The 20,613-nt window shown below is 32.6% G+C and carries 15 protein-coding genes and 1 tRNA gene; 15 read left to right on the top strand and 1 reads right to left on the bottom strand.

The window, feature by feature from the left end; all coding sequences use genetic code 11:
- The first annotated feature begins 24 nt into the window (after positions 1–24).
- From GQR95_RS14735 to GQR95_RS14690, 10 genes are all read left to right on the top strand, one after another.
- Positions 25–3,621 carry a T9SS type A sorting domain-containing protein gene (locus tag GQR95_RS14735; RefSeq protein WP_159023876.1) on the top strand — a complete coding sequence of 1,199 codons (3,597 nt, stop codon included), beginning with the start codon at positions 25–27 and terminating at the stop codon, positions 3,619–3,621.
- A gap of 305 nt (positions 3,622–3,926) precedes the next feature.
- Entirely contained in the window at positions 3,927–4,205 is a 279-nt protein-coding gene (locus GQR95_RS14730) for an EF-hand domain-containing protein (protein ID WP_159023875.1), read from the top strand.
- Between the two features lie 95 nt (positions 4,206–4,300).
- On the top strand, positions 4,301–5,041 hold the full coding sequence (locus GQR95_RS14725) for a hypothetical protein (RefSeq protein ID WP_159023874.1): 741 nt from the start codon (positions 4,301–4,303) through the stop codon (positions 5,039–5,041).
- A 79-nt stretch (positions 5,042–5,120) separates the two neighbouring features.
- A complete protein-coding gene (locus GQR95_RS14720) occupies positions 5,121–6,131 on the top strand; it encodes a YHYH protein (protein WP_159023873.1) in 1,011 nt (336 codons plus the stop codon).
- Positions 6,121–6,789: a DUF6702 family protein gene (locus GQR95_RS14715; RefSeq protein ID WP_159023872.1), complete on the top strand. Its 669-nt coding sequence runs from the start codon at positions 6,121–6,123 to the stop codon at positions 6,787–6,789. The genes GQR95_RS14720 and GQR95_RS14715 overlap by 11 nt, the downstream gene beginning before the upstream one ends.
- 83 nt (positions 6,790–6,872) lie before the next feature.
- Entirely contained in the window at positions 6,873–7,844 is a 972-nt protein-coding gene (locus GQR95_RS14710; RefSeq protein WP_159023871.1) for a YHYH protein, read from the top strand.
- 7 nt (positions 7,845–7,851) lie between these two features.
- On the top strand, positions 7,852–8,460 hold the full coding sequence (locus GQR95_RS14705; protein WP_159023870.1) for a hypothetical protein: 609 nt from the start codon (positions 7,852–7,854) through the stop codon (positions 8,458–8,460).
- Positions 8,461–8,484: 24 nt separating this feature from the next.
- Complete coding sequence (locus GQR95_RS14700; protein ID WP_159023869.1) at positions 8,485–8,808, top strand: hypothetical protein; 324 nt, start codon at positions 8,485–8,487, stop codon at positions 8,806–8,808.
- A 195-nt stretch (positions 8,809–9,003) separates the two neighbouring features.
- A complete protein-coding gene (locus GQR95_RS14695) occupies positions 9,004–10,455 on the top strand; it encodes an aryl-sulfate sulfotransferase (protein ID WP_159023868.1) in 1,452 nt (483 codons plus the stop codon).
- A 57-nt stretch (positions 10,456–10,512) separates the two neighbouring features.
- Positions 10,513–10,872, top strand: a complete 360-nt coding sequence (locus GQR95_RS14690; RefSeq protein WP_199269609.1) for a hypothetical protein — start codon at positions 10,513–10,515, stop codon at positions 10,870–10,872.
- A 245-nt stretch (positions 10,873–11,117) separates the two neighbouring features.
- On the opposite strand, the gene GQR95_RS14685 is transcribed toward GQR95_RS14690, so the two are convergent.
- Positions 11,118–12,146: a LacI family DNA-binding transcriptional regulator gene (locus GQR95_RS14685; RefSeq protein ID WP_159023867.1), complete on the bottom strand. Its 1,029-nt coding sequence runs from the start codon at positions 12,144–12,146 to the stop codon at positions 11,118–11,120.
- A gap of 229 nt (positions 12,147–12,375) precedes the next feature.
- Between GQR95_RS14685 and GQR95_RS14680 the strand changes: the two genes are divergently transcribed.
- The 5 genes from GQR95_RS14680 to GQR95_RS14660 all read left to right on the top strand — a co-directional run bounded on the left by GQR95_RS14680 (position 12,376) and on the right by GQR95_RS14660 (position 20,028).
- Complete coding sequence (locus GQR95_RS14680; protein WP_159023866.1) at positions 12,376–13,422, top strand: sugar kinase; 1,047 nt, start codon at positions 12,376–12,378, stop codon at positions 13,420–13,422.
- A gap of 42 nt (positions 13,423–13,464) precedes the next feature.
- Entirely contained in the window at positions 13,465–14,682 is a 1,218-nt protein-coding gene (locus GQR95_RS14675; protein WP_159023865.1) for a 6-phosphofructokinase, read from the top strand.
- Positions 14,683–14,701: 19 nt separating this feature from the next.
- Complete coding sequence (locus GQR95_RS14670) at positions 14,702–15,370, top strand: bifunctional 4-hydroxy-2-oxoglutarate aldolase/2-dehydro-3-deoxy-phosphogluconate aldolase (protein WP_159023864.1); 669 nt, start codon at positions 14,702–14,704, stop codon at positions 15,368–15,370.
- 268 nt (positions 15,371–15,638) lie between these two features.
- A tRNA-Arg gene (locus GQR95_RS14665) sits at positions 15,639–15,712 on the top strand.
- An 836-nt stretch (positions 15,713–16,548) separates the two neighbouring features.
- A complete protein-coding gene (locus tag GQR95_RS14660; protein WP_159023863.1) occupies positions 16,549–20,028 on the top strand; it encodes a hypothetical protein in 3,480 nt (1,159 codons plus the stop codon).
- The last annotated feature ends 585 nt before the right edge of the window (positions 20,029–20,613 follow it).

Raw genomic sequence — 20,613 nt, 5'->3', positions numbered from 1 at the left:
AAGAGTTTTTGTAATAAAAACGTCTTGCTTCTTGTTTTCACTTTATTCTTTTCAATATTAGCATTTTCACAAACAAAAGCTTTTCCTTCTGCTTATGGTGCTGGAGCTTATTCTTCTGGTGGGCGTGGTCATGATGTTTATCATGTAACTACTCTTAACGATAGCGGTGCGGGGAGTTTAAGAGATGCGCTTCAAGAATCTAATAGAATTATTGTATTTGATGTAAGTGGAATTATTCAATTAAAATCTATACTAGCAACATCTATAAGTAATGTCACAATTGCAGGTCAGACTGCACCAGAAGGAGGAATTACAATAGATGGAAATAGAATTTATTTTAGTCGTATAGATAATGTTATTGTTAGACATATTAGATTTAAAGGTGGGGTAGATGCTGGAGACGATAGTTTTACTGCGACTTCATCCATGACTAATATAATTTTCGATCATTGTACGTTTGCATTTGGGGCAGACGAAAGTGCTAGTTTTTATTCTACAGAAACGGGAAGTACAATTAATAATATAACAGTACAAAGATCTCTGTTTTCAGAAAGTAAAAATGGATCTATTTTTGGAGGCTTCGCAGATAGAGTAATGACTGTTGGAGAAATTTCTATAATAAATAATATGTATTATAATGCATCTCATAGATTTCCAAATATAGCTGGAGACGATGGGGATTTTGAAATTATTAATAATGTTATTTGGACGGTTACAAATAGATTAACTAGAGGAGATGGGAGTTTTAGACTGAATCATTTAAATAATTATTACGATTATGGTACTAGACCCATTCAGGATACACGTTTACAGTGTTATACTTATGAAGATGGTATTGTTCCAGAAATTTATACTAACGGAAATAAATATGTGGCTGTAAATAGTCAGTCACCATTAACCAATACAGTTGCAGAGATAAATTCGGATAATAGATATGCTTGGAAATTCTTTTTAGATGCAGATGATTATTCTAGAGGAGACCAAGTGCCTTCTAGTTATTTTTCTAATAGTCAGTTCGATTTATTTGGAGCTCCTTTAAAAGTACAAACTGCAGATGCAGCATTTAACGATGTAAAGTCTGATGTAGGTTGTAATGCGCGTTTAAATGCAGATGGATCTAAATCTTCTAACTTAGACGAGCTAGATACAGAATGGTTAACTAATGTTCAAAAAGGAGTGTACACATCAAGATTATCGACTTCTAATTATACAGTTCCAGTAATAACATCTAAATCAAGACCAGATGATTATGATACCGATAAAGATGGTATGTCTGATGATTGGGAACGAAATACTTTTGGAGATTTAAATAAAGACGGTTCTGGAGATGCAGATGGAGATGGTTATACAGATTTAGAAGAATTTTTAAACGGTGTAGACGATGAGAATTTGCAAGTTATCACACCAACTGTTACTGTAGATGCAGGAGAAGATAAAACAATTTGTAACGGTACTGAAGTTACATTAACTGCAACTGGAGCTGTCACTTACTTGTGGAGCACAGGGGAAGAAACAGAAAGTATTACAATTACTCCTACCGAAACGACCACATATAGTGTTACAGGAAAAGATAGTTCAGGAAATACAGATACAGACGAGGTTGTAATTACAGTTGAAGATTTACCTACGGTAGATGCTGGAGAAGATGTAGACATGTGTGAAGATGCATCAATAGAATTAACCGCAACAGGTTCTGGAGATTTTGAATGGAATACAGGCGAAAAAACAAGAACAATTACAGTTTCACCCGATAAAACAACCACGTACACGGTTACTGCTTCAAACGGAATATGTTCAGATTCCGATGAGGTTACAGTAAGCGTGTTACCCCGGCAAACGGTAAGCGCTAGTAATGACGTTTATATAGATTTAGGAGATAGCACAGAATTATCGGTATCTGGTTCTGGAGCTATAGTATGGAGTACAGGAGAAACAACGCGTGAAATTACAGTGTCACCAACCCAAACAACTACGTATACGGTTGTTGTTTCAGAAAACGGATGTGAATCTCAGGATGAAGTTACAGTTACTGTTAATGCAGCAAAAACAGAGGTTATAGCCGGCGCAGGAGAAGATCAAACTATTTGCGAAGGCGAAAGTGTTACGTTAACAGCAACAGGTGGATCGAGTTATAAATGGAGTACAGGAGAAACAACACAAAGTATTACGGTAAGTCCAAACGAGACTAAAACGTATAGTGTTGTAGTTACTGAAGGAAATGTTTCCAATACCGCAGCAGTTGCCGTAAATGTAAATGCATTACCAGTAGCAAATGCTGGAACAGATAAAACAATAGAAGAAGGCGAAAGTGTTACGTTAACAGCTGCAACAGGCGGTGCAAGTTATAAATGGAACACCGGGGCAACAACATCAAGTATTACGGTGAGTCCGAGCCAAACTACAAACTACACAGTCGAGGTCTTTAATGCTGGCGATTGTTCAGACATAGACGATGTTAAGGTTACAGTAAGTGCTACAGAAATAGTGGTTACGGCAGGAGTAAGTGCAGATCGAACTATTTGCGAAGGCGAGAGTGTTACGTTAACTGCAACAGGTGGATCGAGTTATAAATGGAGTACAGGAGCAACGAGTCAAAGTATTACGGTAAGTCCAAACGAGACTAAAACGTATAGTGTTCAAGTTTCAGAAGGACATGTATCAGACATAGCAGAAGTTACCGTAAATGTAAATGCATTACCAGTAGCAAATACAGGAACAGATAAAACAATAGAAGAAGGTGAAAGTGTGACGTTAACAGCAACAGGTGGTGTAAGTTATAAATGGAACACCGGTGCAACAACGTCAAGCATTACGGTGAGTCCAAGCCAAACTACAAACTACACAGTCGAGGTCTTTAATGCTAGCGGATGTTCAGACATAGACAATGTTAAGGTTACGGTGAGTAATACCGAAATAGTAGTTGTTGCTTATGCAGGAGAAGATCAAATTATTTGCGAAGGCGAAAGTGTTACGTTAACAGCATCAGGCGGATCGACTTATAAATGGAGTACAGGAGAAACAACACAAAGTATTACGGTAAGTCCAAATAAAACTAAAATATATAGTGTTCAAGTTTCAGAAGGAAATGTATCCGACACAGTAGAGGTAACTATACTTGTAGATGATTTGCCAACAGCAAATGCAGGTAAGGATAAAACAATAGCAGCAGGCGAATCTGTAACATTAACAGCGAGTGGCGGTTCAGATTATATCTGGAGTACTGGAGCGATAACATCAAGCATTACGGTTAGTCCAAACCAAACAGAAGTTTATACTGTAGAAGTTTATAATGATTCAGGTTGTTACACAGAAGACAGTGTTACTGTTACTGTAGAGGCTTTTAAAGTAGAAGCATTTGAAGAGGCAATACCTGTTTTTGAATTTGGTATTTTTCCAAATCCAACATCAGATATCTTAAATATAAAAATATCAGGTCTAATGGTTTCATCGCCTATACGACTTTCCGATATGTCAGGAAAGGTATTGTATAATGAAATGATCCAGTCAGACGGAAGCTTAAAGTATGAAACTATAGACTTATCTTCATATCCAAAAGGGTTTTACATGTTGTCCATATATAAATATGGAAAACCAATCACTAGGAAAGTAGTGGTAAACTAATCCAATAAGTCTATTTTTTAAAACCGTCTAATTTATTTTAGACGGTTTTTTTATGCCTGATTTTAAAGAAAAGGGACTTTCATAATATAAAGAAATACCTTCTGTAAAGTGTTTCAATATTATAAAAAGAACATATAAATATAAATTTTACGTTGTAAATAAGGGGGTTGTATGCCTTCTGTATTTGCTTTAACATTTAATTATATGCTTTTACTTAAAGATTCTACTCATCCACTGAAAACATAAATTTGGTATTTAATTAATTCACAAATTTGTACATATATAAGAACTAAAATATAATAATTATGAAAACAATGAATTCTAAAATCGGTTTAATGATGGTATTTTTTTGTTTAGCATTTGTAGGTGTATCACATGCTCAACAAGGTGGAGGACAAAAAGAGCCGCCAACTTATGCTAAATTAATTAAAGAAATGGATGTAAATGATGATGGTAAACTTGAAGAATCTGAAGTTAAGGGGCCGTTAAAAGACGATTTCTCAAAGATAGATACAGATGAGGATGGTTACATTTCAGAAAAAGAGTTTGAAGATGCTCCAAAACCAAGCGGTAAGAGAAAATAAAAAAATTGTTGTTGTTTTTTTTAAAAGCTTTATAAGAAATTATGAAGCTTTTTTTTCAAATAACGTATAAGTTTTATAGTTAGGATTGGTTAGCGATGAAGATGTTTAGAAATTTAAGAAAAAAACAGTTGCTTTCTGGGAAAGTGAAAAATTATCTGGTTTATGCACTCGGAGAAATTTTATTGATTGTATTGGGGATTTTAATTGCATGGAAGATTAATACTTTAAATGAAATTAGAAAAAACAAAATAGTCCAAGAGAAAATTTATGTAGGGTTATACGAGGAGTTGCATACAAATCTTAGTGTTCTAGATACTTCTATAAAGCAATATAATAACAATAGAATATTACTGCAAAAGACGCTTAACTATGTGGGGATACAAAACTTAAATAAAGAAGCAAAAGATTTAATTATCAAGGTAAAGTTTAAGAATACTAATTTAAGAAAAGAAGCTCTAGGCTCTGTAAATGTTACAGATAAGTTTCAGTTTTTAGAGAATGATACTTTAGCCGATTTAATAACTCAATATCCGTCCGATTTAAAATTATTTGAAGAACAAGAGCTTAAGATTAGAAATATTGTAGACAATAGGTTAAAACCTGTTCTGGAAGAATACATTTCATTGATTGATATCCTTCCAGAAGAAAATCACAATTTTAATCAGATTAGAACTTACGGACAGAAATCTAATTACACCGGTTTATTGAATAATAAAGAATATCAAAATAGTATCATAGATCAACTATTACAAACCAAAATGCAATTAAATATTGCTATGAATCTTCGAAAGAAAACTCAAATTCTAGCCATTAAACTAAAGCAAGAATTAGAGTAACCTATTCTTAATAAGGCATAAATAGCAGTATCATTTCAATTCTAACAACCAAATAATAATTAATAATACTCAGAAAATTATGAAATTAAGCAGTATGAAATTACCCATGTTGGGACTAACTTTTATTTCAATAGGATTATTCACTTTTAATTCTTGTTCTAGTAGCGACAGTGATACTACGACAGATACAGATACGGACGATACAGACGATAGTGTTTCAATAGATGTAGATCCTACATATTTTTACACAGAAGGAGAAACGCTTACCATTACTACAGTGCCTTGTTCGCTGTCTGACGGTTCTAGTACAGAGTGTTATCAAATTGTAACAACTAGCGTGCCTGCAGATCATACCATGGGACCTTGGTGTCCGGATAATATTGAAGACGATGCAGAAGCAGGAGGAATTTGGTTAGAAGACGGAGAAGTGTACGATGTAGATGGTGCTTTTATTAAAAATATGGCAACTTTTTATGATGATGAGAAATGGTTAATGTACGATGAAAATGGGGATGTATATATCACAGAATCTGAAGAAGATTGTATTAACGCTGCCAATCCAGATGTTGGTACAGAATATGAGAATTTTTGTGTAGAATGTATTCCAGATTATATAACAAATGTGTCTCAAACTTGGTTAATTCCTGTAACTCCTGTTTATCAAAGTACTGCAACATATTTTAATTCTACAGGAGGAGGAGCTCAAAGTAATGTGCCTACAACTCGTGGAATTGCTTTAAACGGAATTGAATTTTCTGCACCAGCACCAACAAGTAATATTTTAAGTGCTTATACTTTAGCTCCTTTTGACGATGCTGGAGGACATATAAATGTGCACCAAGGTTATCACTATCATGCTGCAACCGGATACAGTACTACTGTAGATCAGGAAGATGGACATGCTGATTTAATAGGTTATGCTTTAGATGGTTATGGAATTTATGAGTTATTAGATGAAGATGGCAATGAGCCAACAGATTTAGATGATTTACGTGGACATACAGACGATACTCGTGGTTATCATTATCACGTAGACGAAGCTGGTAATAATAACTTTATTAATGGTTTAAGAGGTGCTTATGTATTATAAAACAGGAAAAAAAATAAGAGTTGCGTTTTCTTTTTTGTGGTTTTTAATACCTATGGTTGTTTTGGCGCATTCTACATCTCAGTCTAGTACAGTGTTGGTAGAAAGTAAAAACGGACAGTGGACACTTCAAGTTCGGTCTGCATTATCGGCTTTTGAAAGTGTAGTTAATAATGAGTATACGGTTAAAGGATACAATACGCCAAAAGAGTTTGAAGAATTGGTTTTTACGTTGATGTCTAAAAACGTATCACTTAAAATTAATGGGCAAGAAATTAAGCTTAGTGAACCTAAAATTAAATTAGGTCATGAAACTCTTGTGGTTTATTTAATAGATGTACCAGAACATTTTGATACTGTAACATTAAATAATACCATGTTTGAAGACATTTTTAAAAGTAAAAACACATTCATGATCTTAAAAAACGGAGTAAAAAGGAATTTGTTTGCTTTAGATAAGACCACAAACTTCGCCGCAAAAGTAAAATTAAAGAACGATGGGTTTGTGTTGCTAAAAGAAACTAAAAGTCTTGCAGATACATCTGTAAATTGGTACGCGTTTACTGTTCTATTTGTACTTGGTGTTGTAGGGCTTGGTGTGAAAATAAGAATGAATAAAAAGGATATTTCACCTGCTCTAAATGGTAATACTGTAGCTTAAATAAAGAGATTACATTGGTTTAAATCTGATAAAATTTAGATGAATGTGTGCTCCAGCTAATTAATAATTTAAAAGAAATAGAAATGGAAAAATTCACATATATTTTTGGATGCGTTATAATTACATTCCTTTCTTTAGGGTCATGCAGTTCTGATGGAAGTAGTGATACAGAAACGTCAGAAGATGGAGATTATTTAATTACCGAATCTTTATTTAATAGTAATTCTTTACTGTCGTTTGATATTGTTAGGGCTACTTTAGAAGATGGAACAAGCTCAACTTGTTTTCAATTAACATTTTCTAGTAATCCAGTAGAAAATGGTCCTTATTGTCCTGAAACTATCCAAGATATTGGAGGTTTAGGAATTTACGATGGCGATACAAATCCGGGCTTTCAGGTTTTAAAAGCAGAACTGTTTAATGCAATGGAAGCAGATGGTTACGATATTGTAGACGATGAAGGTAATATTAATATAGACGATTTTAATTCTGGACCAACAGATTCAGATTTGTCCTATTGTTTAGATGCTGCGCCAGATAACGATATAGAGCTAACATTCTTAATTCCTGCAACACCTAAGTTAGCGTCTTCAAATAATGATATAGATACTATCGAGTTGGTTGGTTTGTCTTTAGATGGTGTACCTATTAATGGTGCTCCGCCTTCTGTTACTAATCCAGGTAGAGAAGTAGCGGGTAATATTCCTTCTCTAGACCCTTGTGGCGGACATCATGATCCTTCAGGATATTATCATTGGCATTTTATCCCAGAATCAATGAATCAGGTTTTAGATGCTAATGGCATTACAGAGGTAACGTGTACTTTAATAGATCAGGTTTCAGACACCAAATTAGTTGGATTTGCTAAAGATGGTTTTCCTATTTATGCTTATGCTGTAGAACCAGACGATTTAGACGATTGTGGCGGAAGAACAGCTGTAACAACAGAGTTTCCCGACGGTACATATCACTATGTCGCAAGTAATACAGATGCGCCTAATGTCCCTAAATGTTTAAAAGGAGTCGCAGCAAATAGCAGTTTCACTTATCAATAATAGGTCTATGAAGAAAATACTTTTTTTATGTTTATTTATAGCATTGTCTATAAACACAATTCAGGCACATAATCCATTATCTGCAGCGTATTACCTAGAAGTAAAAGAAAACTTAGGGATTTTAAATGTGAGTTTAAGTCAGGTTGGTTTTCAGGAAGCTTTAGTAAAACATTATTCAGACCTGGATCTCGATGCATTGTCTAATGACGAATATAAAATGTTAGCCGTTAAATACATAAAAGAGCATTTTAAGCTAGAAATTAACGGAGAAGATGTAGTGCTTTTAAATGGTGGTTTAAAATTAGGAAATCATCAAACAGATTTAAAGTTTATAACTTCAAAATTACCTGAGGTTTTTAAAACCTTAGATCTTAATATAAATGCTTTTACAGAGAATGAGCATCATCAAACTATTTTTTCATTGTTATTAAATGAAAATACGAGTAAGGTTATTTTGTCTGAAAAGAATAATTATAGTGCTTCTATGTCTTTTCAAAATAGTAAAATGATTGCTAAAGGCAAGAGAACTATTACAAGATATTTATGGATTCTAGCAATTGTAATTCCTGTAGTATTAGTAGGTAAAAAGCTAATGTTTTCAAGGAGGATCAAGTAAAAAAACTTAATCAAAATATACAATATGAAACATACGCATTATAATTTAATAGTTTTAATGAGCATGACTTTGGCTGTAATAATGTCTTGTGGTAGTAGTGATGATGCAGGTTCGGAATCTACTGTAGAAGACGACCTAGAAGTAACCACAGATAGTTCAGAGGGAACTGTAGATGTTACCGCTGTAGTACAAGCTAATTTTATAAATACATATACAGAAGCTGTTAGTGTTGAGGTTAACGGCGATTATATTTCTATTAGCAGTACAGGTTTGCCAGATCATAAAACACCATATTGGGGAGGAAATTATGAAATGTACGAGGAATTATCGGGTACAAATTTTTATTGAAACGCGACCAATTAAAATTACAGTTTACGGTCTAAAATACAAGAAAATTAGTCTATAAATTTAGTGTTAGCTTCAGTTAAATATTGAAGACTAATAAGCAATACTATGCTTTTTTTTGACTTATAAATTTATGCTTTAAAAACAAAGATTTGCCAGAACATGTTTATAAAATCATAAATAATTTAAATAAAAACCATGAGAACACCATTTTCAAAATTACCGTATGTAGCAATGTTATTTGCTGTATTATTAACAAGTTGTAGTAGTGATGATACGAGTACCGATGATAGTACAGATGATACTTCAGAAGGGACTGTAAATTCAGATTACACTGTAGGATTATTAAAAAAGACAGATGAAGCATCAGACGGTTACACGCTCTTTGCTCCCATACAAAGTACAACTACGTATTTAATTAATAATTGTGGAGAAGAAGTTTACGAATGGCCCTCAGACTATACGCCAGGACACTCTGTATATCTTTTAGATAATGGTTATATATTAAGACCAGGAGATGCAGGAAATACTATTTTTAATACCGGAGGACAAGGTGGGATAATAGAAATGATTAATTCTGACGGGGAAGTCGTTTGGGATTACACCATTTCATCGTCTACAGAATGCCAACACCATGATCTTGAATATATGGATAATGGAAATATTTTACTTATTGTTTGGGATAAGAAAACATCAGCAGAAGCTGCAGCAGCAGGTAGAACAGATTATATTTCACAATTATGGTCAGAAAAAATTATAGAAATAAAACCCGATCTTGTTAGCGGAACCACAGAAGTTGTTTGGGAGTGGGATGCTTGGGATCATGTTGTTCAGGATGAAAATGAAGATGCATCAAATTATGGAGATGTGGCAAATAGTCCAGGATTAATAGATATTAATTATGATTATAATACTCAAGACGAGCAAGATTGGTTTCATTTTAATGGAATAGATTATAATGAAGCGTTAGATCAGATTTTAGTAAGCAGCAGAAGTTATAGCGAATTCTATATTATAGATCATTCTACAACTACTGCAGAAGCAGCATCTCATGAAGGCGGAACGTCAGGAAAAGGCGGTGATATCATATACCGTTGGGGAAACCCAGAAGCTTATGATATGGGAGATAGCAGTGACCAAAAGTTGTTTAGTCAGCACAATGCACACTGGATTGAAAGCGAATATGTAGACGGAGGTATGGTTGTGGTTTTTAATAATTTAGCAGGAAGTTATTATGGGTCAGATTATTCAACAGTAAATGTTATAGATACAGAAGTTAGCGGAGATGGATCGTACTCGTTAGTTGATGGTTTATATGGACCAACAGATTTTCAATGGACTTATAAAGCAGACACGCCAACAGATATGTATTCTTCATTTATTTCTGGAGCTACAAGATTACCTAACGGAAATACATTAATTTGTGTAGGAAGTACAGGAACATTTATAGAAGTAGATTATAACGGAGATACGGTTTGGCAATATGTAAACCCAGTAGGTTTAACAGGTATTGCAGATCAGTATGAAAGTACAAACTTAAATTTTGTATTTAGAGCAGAACGTTATGATACCGATTTTGAAGGTTTATCAGATTACGATTTAACACCTGAAGGAACTATAGAAAGTGGTTCAGATTATGATTGTGAGTAATTATTAAAACGCTATTGCTTTAGTTAAAAAAAGCATTATCAATATTATATTTAAAATATGAAAAAAATAATTTTATTAGGAACTTTTGTTTGTTTAATGATGGCTTGCCAGTCTAAGAAAAATAAAAAATCTGAAAGTCAAGAGGCAAATAAAACAGAGCATAGTATGCCTGATAAAGGGCATTCCGAGGGGCATAAAGATCGTCGTCCGGATGGACCTCCAACTTTCGATAAATTAATATCTGAAATGGACGCAAACAAAGATGGGAAACTTGAACAAAGTGAAGTTAAAGGACCTTTGGTAAATGTGTTTTCTAAAATAGATACAGATGGAGATGGTTTTATTTCTAAATCTGAATTAGAAAATGCTCCAAAACCAGAAGGCGAAGGCGGACAAAGACCACCGAATAGAAAATAATGTATAGTCTTACTTTTTAGAGTAAGTTAAACGTTATGTAATTAATTATAAAAGCCTGAGAGCAAATAGGAAGATGTAGATCTTTAGGTTTGTTTTTGGGCTTTTTTTATAAGATGAGGTTGTTTTTATATATTTTACAGCTCTAATTGCCATTTAGAAGTTTCTGAAATGTAATTTTTTAAAGCTGAATTATAAAAAGACAAAATGAATTATTGAATAGCGTATAGAGGTTAGGTTAAAAGTTTTTAATCATGTTTTCTAGAAGAATCTCTAATAATTAATTCGGGTTCTAAAATGGTTTTATGTAAAACCGGCTTATAGTTTTTGTCTTTTACACGAAGCAGGAATTGTTTAGCAACCAATTTACCAATTTCTTTGTTGTGCTGATAAATGCTGGAAATAGAAGGCGATACTAACGATGTAAAAGGTTCGTTACTAAAACCAACTAAAGCAATTTGTTCGGGGACTTTTATGTTGTGTTCTTTTAAGACTTGTAAAGCTCCTAAGGCAGCATAATCTCCGGCAGCATAAACAGCATCTGGTAGTTCAGGAAGTTTTAAAAGTTCTGTCATTTTTGCTCTTCCATCTTCAATGGTTAAACTTCCTTCTAATAAAAGATCTTCGTCTTCAGGCAATTCATGCTTTTTTAAGGCATCTTTATACCCTCTAATCCTGTTTTTATATATTCTGGTATGACTGTAACCTGCAATGTGTGCAATACGCTTACAACCTTGCTCTACTAAGTGGTTAACAACAATATTACTACTCGCATAATCATCAATACCAATATAATCTACGCCAATATCATTTTCTCCACGATCAAATAATATTAAAGGAATCCCTTTTTCTTTAATTTTATTATAATGCTCGAAAGTTATAGTTTCATTTGCTAGTGAGGCAATAATCCCGTCTACTTGAGTTTGTAAAAGAGTATCAATATTTCGGCACTCTTTATCGAAAGATTCGTTAGACTGTGTAATGATAAGATTGTAACCGTTTTTGTTTAATTCATTTTCAATATTTTCAACAACAGAAGAAAAGAAATAACTGTTAGTTTTTGCTACGATTATACCCACTAATTTACTTTTTCCACTTCTTAATGCAGACGCCAAATGATTGGGCTGATAATCTAGATCTTTAGCGACCTTTTTTACAGCTGATTTTGTTTTGTCACTGATTCTGGGATGGTTATGTAACGCCCTTGAAACAGCAGATGGAGTAATATTTAACACATTTGCTATATCTTTTATGGTCGTTTTTCTTTTGTTTTTCAAAATTTTATGTAAATTTGGTCAATCGTTTGAACAAATATATTGTTTTTGTACTTTAATTCGATATAAAAAAGAAATCAATTGTTTTTTTTTTTTATGAATGGGGTCATATAAAAGTTTTGCACAAACGTTTGTCTTAATGGTAATTGTTTAATAATTTTATCATTATAAAAGTACAAAGAGGAAGTGAATTTCACTTAGAAAAAAGATTAATTAATATAAATTTAAATAAATGAGTAAAGTAGTAACGTTTGGAGAAATCATGTTAAGATTAGCTCCTCAAGGATTTTTAAGATTTTCTCAAGCTAACAATTTTGATGTTGTTTATGGAGGAGGAGAATCTAACGTAGCAGTATCATTAGCAAACTATGGTGTGTCTTGCGATTTCGTAACACGTTTACCAAAGAATGATATTGGAGAGTGTGCAATGATGGAAATGCGTAAAAGAGGCGTTGGTGTTGACAAGATTGTATGGGGTGGAGAACGTTTAGGAATTTATTTCTTAGAAACTGGTGCTGTATCTAGAGGAAGTAAAGTGGTTTACGATAGAGCACATTCATCTATGTCTACTATTGAATCAGGAATGATTGACTGGGATTCAGTTTTTGATGGAGTAGAGTGGTTTCACTGGACTGGTATTACTCCAGCTATTTCTCAAAGTTCTGCAGATGTATGTTTAGAAGCTGTAAAAGCTGCAAGTGCTAAAGGCATTACAATTTCTACAGATTTAAATTACCGTGCTAAATTATGGAACTACTGTGACGATGAGCACAGAGAAGCTGTAATGACAGAATTAACATCTTACTGTGATATTATATTAGGAAATGAAGAAGATGCAGAAATGCACTTCGGAATTAAGCCTGATGGTGCTGCTGTTCAAACTGCTGGACACGATGTTAAAGCTGAAGCTTTCTTATCTGTTTGTACGCAAATGATGGCTAAATTCCCTAAAGCGAAAAAAGTAATTACTACATTAAGAGGATCTATCTCTGCATCTCACAACACTTGGGCTGGAGTATTATACGATGGAACTAAAATGTTAGAAACACGTCAATATCAAATTACAGATATCGTAGATAGAGTAGGTGGTGGAGATTCTTTCATGGGAGGTTTAATCTACGGATTATTAACATACCCAGATAACGATCAAAATGCATTAGACTTCGCAGTTGCTGCATCTTGTTTAAAACACACAATTAAAGGTGATGCTAACTTAGCTACTGTTGCAGAAGTTAACAAACTTATGGGTGGAGACGCTTCAGGTCGTGTTGCTAGATAATAACTGAAACTTAAAATCATTACAAACAAACACGATTATTACATGGAAAAATCAATAGCCATTATTTGTGGAGGAGGACCCGCACCCGGAATTAATACCGTAATTAGTACTGTAGCCAAAACGTTTATGAAAGATGGCTACAAAGTAATAGGTGTGCATCACGGGTATCAAGGATTATTATCCGAAAATCCAGAAGTGAAGGTGTTCGATTTTCATCATGCAGATCGTATTTTTAGTCGAGGAGGTTCTACTTTAATTATGAGTAGGTTTAAACCCAAAGACAGTGATTTTAAATCAGATTTCTTTAAGAAAAATAATGTAAAATTATTAGTTACTATTGGCGGAGACGATACAGCATCTACCGCCAATAGATTAACTAAATATCTTCAATCACAAGAGTTAGATGTAGCTCATGTGCACGTTCCTAAAACTATAGATAACGATTTGCCTTTGCCGGATAGAAATCCAACGTTTGGTTTTCATACCGCAAAAGACGAAGGCGTTAGAATAGGAAATACGGTGTATGAAGATGCTAGAACCAGCGAAAACTGGTTTGTTATGTCGGCAATGGGACGTTCGGCAGGACATTTAGCTTTCGGAATAGCTTCGGCTTGTCATTATCAAATGATGATTATTCCAGAAATGTTTAACAAAACCAAAATTACTTTCGAGAAACTAATTAATATAATAGTGTCCTCTATTGTGAAATGTAAACTTGAAGGTGTAGAATATGGTGTCGCTTTAATAAGCGAAGGTGTTTTTCATTTTATGGATGAAGAAGAAATTATAAATTCTGATATTAACTTTACTTACGACGAACATGGTCATCCAGAATTAGGAAACGTAAGTAAATCTCATATTTTTAACTATCTACTTCAGGTTAAACTTAAAGAGATAGGCTTAAAAGTAAAAACAAGACCGGTAGAACTTGGATACGAATTAAGATGTTGTAATCCTATAGCATTCGATTTAACATTATGCTCTTTATTGGGTATTGGTGTAAAGAAATTATTCGATCAAGGTATCTCTGGTTGTATTGTAAGTGCAAACTCAAAAGGTGATATTACGCCTTTATTTTTAAAGGATTTTGAAGATGAAAGCGGTAAAATTCCACCAAGATTAGTCGATATCAATTCAGATATGGCACAGCTTTTTATAAATAATCTATTCTATATTAAAGAGAAAGATTACGAACAAGCTAAAAAATATTTACCTAATCCAGAGGCATACGATTTCAAGAAAATCTTAAACTGGAATTAAAAAATTTAAAAATAATAAAATGGCACAATTTTCAAGATTAGAAGTAGCTCAAGCAATGAAAGAAACTGGAATGATTCCTTTATTTTTCCATAATGATATTGAGTTAAGTAAAAAAGTATTAAAAGCTTGTTACGACGGTGGAGCAAGATTAATGGAATTCACTGCTCGTGGAGATTTCGCTCACGAAGTTTTTGGTGAATTAACAAAATATGCAATTGCAGAATTACCTGGAATGATTATGGGTGTTGGTTCTGTTACAGACGGAGCTGCAGCTTCTTTATATATGGCATTAGGAGCAAACTTTATTGTAACTCCAGTATTAAGAGAAGATATCGCTATTGCTTGTAACCGTAAAAAAGTATTATGGTCTCCTGGATGTGGTACATTAACAGAAATTGCTAGAGCAGAAGAATTAGGATGTGAAATCGTAAAATTATTCCCTGGTGATATTTATGGACCTCAATTTGTAAAAGGAATTAAAGGCCCACAACCTTGGACAAGTGTTATGCCAACTGGTGGTGTTTCTCCAACAGAAGAAAATTTAAAAGGATGGTTTGATGCAGGTGTAACTTGTGTTGGAATGGGATCTAAATTAATTTCTAAAGACATTATTGCTAATCAAGATTATGTAAAATTAGAAAAAGATGTTAAAGCTGCTTTAGCTATTGTAAAAGCGGTTAGAAAATAATCGGTTTTAAAAATATATGTATTTTAAGAACTGTCTGTATGGGCAGTTCTTTTTTTTTACATACTTTTCTGACAATTAAATAATCCAGAATTAAAATCTATTTCTAGCAAATAATTGATTTACAATAGAGTTATAAAAAGATGTTAATTTTTTTTAAAATTTATCTAAAATAATGTTGTGTAGTCTTATAAAGAGACATATATTTGCACAGCTTTTCAGGAATTATGTTTTTCTAAAAGCGCCCTCAGAACACTAGTTGTTCGTGAATGGTGGCATAGCTCAGTTGGATAGAGCACCTGCCTTCTAAGCAGGCGGTCGAAGGTTCGAATCCTTCTGCCATCACAAAAAAGCTTTCGAGAAATCGGAAGCTTTTTTTGTTTTATAGCCTTTCCTTTTTATTTCTCTTAATAGTTACTCTAACCCAGAGTATAAATCATCTTAAAACATGGTTTAGTTATTTTAATTCTTTCAGAAAAAAGAGAAGCCTTCTCAATTTGCTTCAAAATAATAAAACTTAAATTAGTCTGTGTAGGGATGAGGTTTTTTAAATCATCTTGTTTATCATCTAATTTGTAAATAAAATCAATATATTATCGGTTGCTTTGTATTCAACTATTGCGAATAATATGCTTCATATTTTAAATATGTTCCTTTTTTTAGGTTTAAAATCAGTCTTGTTTTGCGTTTTTTTAAGCACAACTTTAATTCCATAATTTTTAATATAATCTAGTAAGTAAATTTTATGCTTTTTTTAAGGGATAAATATGTTATTTATTCATTAAAACGGCATTGCTTTTACATTGTTGTTTTATAATTTAAAAGCCGAAAACGTTTGAAAAAAAACAAGATTATTTATCTTTATTTAGAATGATTCTATTTTGTATAATCACTTTGTTTTTAGAGGGTTTGAGTGTGTTTATTACTGATAGTTATTAGTTTTTTGTTTTGTAATTAAGTAAATTTACAAGGAATAACGGATTGCATTTTTGTTAAAAACACCAATTAAGATTTTAGATTATTTGTTTGAAGAAAACCAAATCAGAAATCAGTTTTTAAAATTATAAAACAACAGGTCTTCATTACCTTTTTTAGCGACTAAAAATACTCGGCTAATTGGATTATGACGATACAAAATATGCGTAAACAGAGTATTATCGATTTTAAATTTACAATTAACTATGAGTAGAAAAAAGAATGCGAATAATGAGGCTGTAATTAGAAGCAGAAAAGATACTATTAGGTACATAAACCTGCAATTAGCTTCTTTAGGACAACCCATTTATCACGACGATAAGAATGCGGAAATTACATTTAGTAATCCAAATTTTCAAAAATTAACCAATGGACTAATTAAAAGTTTTCGTGAAAAATCTCGAATTTTATCAGATCATTTGTGTCCTGTAGATAGCCGAATTCAATCTTTTATTGAAGATTATTTAAAAGACGTTGCTTTTGATAAAGCAATAAAAATACCTAACGATACTTTAGTATTAAACCAAAACGGACATGCGCGCGAGGTAAGTTTACCTCCAAATGGTGACAGTTTTGTTAGTGAAGACGTTACATCTTACAGAGTAAGACAAGGGGTTTTAAATAACCCAATTCATGATAAAAGAACAACAAAAGGAACATTTCATATTGTAGAAGGTAGTTTACCTGTGCCTTTAGATAAGTTTGAAGTTCCAAAAATTACATTTGCACATTTATTAGAAGCTGCACTTAAGCCTTCTGAAGAATTAAAAACATTACCATTTACTTCTAAACAAGAGGAACAAGCTAAAGTTATGGTGTCTATGTTAATGAGACCAATGGTTTGTCCAGAAGTAAAAGGTGTTATTTCTAAAAAAAGTTTAGAAGTTCGTTTTTTTGCGCCAGGTAGCTTAGTTAGTAATTTAGACTTTGTAGAGGCTATTTTTGGAAATGCAGGAGATCCTTCTCTTGTACAAAATGATGCCGCTTTAGATACCGAACATTGGACTGGACATACAGGTTGTGTTATTCTTGCGCCTCAATTAAAAACACTGAAGAAAAAAGATGTTGGTTTACCTTATTTTGATGATGCAACAGAGCGTCAGAAAAAAGACGGAATGTGTTGGAAAGAACCAAGCGAATTATATAACGATGGTGGTGCTTTTAAATTAACATGTAGAGATGATAGAGGTGTCGTGGTTACGTTAATTGCAGACAATTACTTTGGGTATTCTAAAAAAGAAATTAAAACTCAAATTAGTTATTCAGCAAACTTATTTGGTTTAGTCGAAGAAGAACATTCAGGAGGAGCAGTGGCTTATCCAAGAGGTGTAATGGGAGATATTGTTAATGGAACAGGTTTCTCTAATAAATACGGAAATATTTACAGTTTTGAAGACGTTAAAAAATATCTAGGAGATAGAATAGACGTTAAAGAAGAATATTATGCTGTAGATAAAAAATATCCGAACATTGTTTATGTTCCAGAAAACGCATACATCAATACAAATACAAACGATATTACTTGGACGTATAAAGACGTTAATCAACGTATTTTATTAAATCCAAATAAAACATATGTTCACCCATCTGGTAATAAATTCAAATTAGAAAAACACGATGCTGTTGCACTTTGGAGAATTGTAAACACATCTCCAGAAGGTGTATTTTGCCATAAACCTTGTACGGTTTCAGGAGGTGGAAAATCAGAGATTTCTAAATCAATGAAAAATGCGATTACTTATAGTAATTTCAACCTTATTGATATCGATGAAGATTTTAAAAGAGCAGATGAAATTATTGAGTACGATTACTCTAAAAGATGGAAAAATTACGATCCAACATTACCACCTTCTCACTCTTTTTTAAGTTCTAATAGAACATTAGGATCTGCAGTAAGATTACTTCAACCTTTAGATGTTTTTACAGACGAATATAACGCGTTTGTATCTAGTATTCCAGTGCATATTAGATCTTTAGTGTTGTTTGTTAAACGTTTATATCGTCAAGATCATGGTGCTTTAAATTGGAAAGATTGTGTTTCTGTAGATATTGTAAACGGTCAAAAAGGAACAGGTTTAAAATATGTAAATAACCCTGTAGTAGGTAGTTATGTGCGTATTGGGTTTAATCAAGAAGGAAACTGGTTGTTAAATAAATTAAGATCAGATTTCTCTGCAAGTTTAAAAATTCAAATGGAAGACGATATTACAGCGTCTATTACATTACCAAGAAGTAATTTTAAACACTTAAATCCGCAATACACTAATAAGAGTTTAAAAGTGTCTGCAAATTGTGAATCTCATTTATTCCAAAGACCAGACGAAGCCATTATTCGTGGGTATGATAAAAATGCAGAACGTGATATTGTTGGAAAAAATGTATTCTTAACAAATTACGAATTGTTAACTAAGAAGGATGCTATTGAAATTCATGAAGACACCATTAATTTCGATAAATACACTCAACCGGTTAAAGATTTAATCGAAAGTGTTGTACATAGCCCTAAAGAAGAAGAATACTTTGTGTTACCATCTCATACAAGAATTGTAAATGGAGAGCCTACTAAAAACCCGCGTTATTTAGAGAAAAACATCTTTATAAACGAAACCGAAGCAAGTTATTTAGCAGATGTTGGTATGCGTTTATTTAGAAAAGTAGAATCTGAAGATCCAATTATAGATGTTGTAAATGCAGTATTACCAGGAAGACGTAATAATCCAGCCGATACAAAAGCAGGAATTCGTCCGTTAGCCGTATATAACCCAATTCATTATCAGGAAACTCCAGAATTGTTTATGGACTTTATTTGTAGTCTTACAGGTAAATCGCCATCTACAACAGGAGCAGGGTCTGAAGGTGCTTTAACAAAAGGACCTTTTAATATGTTAACACCTACAACAGATTTAAATAATGCATTATTATCTCATATTTTAACAGAATCTAATGCGTTTAGTACAGCTGCAGGTTATGTTGGAGGAGAAAATAAAGTAGACCATGATATTAGTATTTTAATTCCTGAAATCTGGGCACGTTTAGAAACACAAGATAGAGATCCTAACTTCTTAATAAAAGATGGATCGCTAGAAAAACTTGAAGATTTTGAATATAATGGTAAGAAAATTTTAGCAAGTAGACTTGGTTACCGTATTACTAAACAATTCTCTTTAAGATGTTTAAACCGTCTTTTCGATGAACCTAATGCTGTGTTTAACGAAAAAATGCTTAAACCAGAATTACAAGGGATGGAAGATTATGTAGATGGAATTAATAATATTGTTGAAGCACAACAAAAAGTAGCTTTAAGATATTTTGAAGATGGAAGTATAGAAGCTGCTGTACCACCATTAAAAATTCTTTTACACATGATGGCTTACGGAAATTACGAAGGTAAAGAAATGAGCGATCCTGAATTAAGAGGTTATTTTGAAAGAGATTACGTAATTAATAGCGAGTGGTATAAAGAAAGATTGAAGTTAAAACAACAAAAAGACATCGCTTTCTATATTAAACAAATTAATTATTTAGAAACTTTTATGTCTAATCCAAGTAATAAACAATTAGTTGAAGAGATGGATTTATCTAGTCGTTTACAAACTGTAAAAGACTTATATAATGATGCTAACACAACTGAATATTTAGATGGATTAGTAGGAACAATAGGTGTAGACCCATTGTATCGTAAATAATTTTTAGAATAAATAGTATACAGTTTTACTGTGTTATAAAATAAAAGCTTGAGGTTCGCCTCAAGCTTTTTGTGTTTAATAAAATGTTATTTTATAAGGAATAAAGTTTGAGTTTGAAGTTGCTAAAATTAAAATTAAAAACAGATGCATATATAGTTTCAATACAAGTTCTAAATATTGTTATTAATAAAGTAAGCGTCATTTTTAACTCGTATTAAATTGCGTTCTCGTATTTAGGAGAAATAGTATAATGTTTAAAAAAAAGGGATGGCACACATATTTAATTTTTCGAATTTAAAAGGTATGCAACAGCCCGTGATTGAATTTGTTATAAATTATTTTTTGTTAACTATATAGTCTGCATTATGAAAAATAAGGGTTTAGTATAATCTAAATCATGGATGTTTCTCCAGTTTTTAAACTTCAAAATGAGGAGTGAAAATTGAAGTAAATTTAACAGTAAAAGATATGTTTTAAAATGTTAGATACAATAAAACACCATTTGTTATGTTGGTCTTTTTTTTTATAAAAATAAATTCATTTTATTGTTATTTAGATAGTTGTGTTTTAGTGAAGTGACTTATA

The sequence above is a fragment of the Formosa sp. L2A11 genome, from assembly GCF_009796865.1.
Classification (GTDB): Bacteria; Bacteroidota; Bacteroidia; order Flavobacteriales; family Flavobacteriaceae; genus Formosa.
Note: the sequence above shows the minus strand (reverse complement) of the source record. Positions and strands in the feature narration are given on the sequence as shown.